Consider the following 485-nt stretch of genomic DNA (forward strand, 5'->3'; position numbering starts at 1 on the left):
GGAGTACCTTGCATGATTAATGCGGGGGCAGGTAGTGGTAAGACTCGCGTTATTGTGGAGAAGGCCGCGACATTCATTGAGTCAGGCTTGGAACCCTGTCGACTTTGTGCCATAACCTTTACCAAGAAAGCTGCTGCGGAAATGTTAGAGCGTCTTTACTTACGTATAGGTATCAAAGCTTATCAAGCTGTTATCTGTAACTGGCACTCCTTTGCACTAAACCAAGTCATAAAACCTGCCATCAAAAAGCAACACCCATATTTTGTAAAGTGCGGTTATACATCGAGTGACTTAGTTATCTTGGATGAAACTGAGTCCCTTACACTAATAAATGAGTCAGCTAAGAAAACATTATCGAACTCAGACTATGAGTTCTTAAAAGAGCACGGTGGTGCAAAGTATGTTCAAAACTTCATGGGGCTATCCTTGTCCTATGGTCGTGGTCCTAAGTCTGAGTTCGAGCACCAGTCCAAAACCAACCCAAA

Annotated in this window: 1 protein-coding gene; it reads left to right on the forward strand. The window is 43.3% G+C overall.

Annotated features, from left to right (window positions below):
* On the forward strand, positions 1–485 hold a 485-nt coding region (locus IQR33_RS20955; RefSeq protein WP_193844018.1), incomplete at both ends, for a UvrD-helicase domain-containing protein.

The organism is Vibrio sp. OPT46, assembly GCF_015163535.1.
Lineage (GTDB): Bacteria > Pseudomonadota > Gammaproteobacteria > Enterobacterales > Vibrionaceae > Vibrio > Vibrio alginolyticus.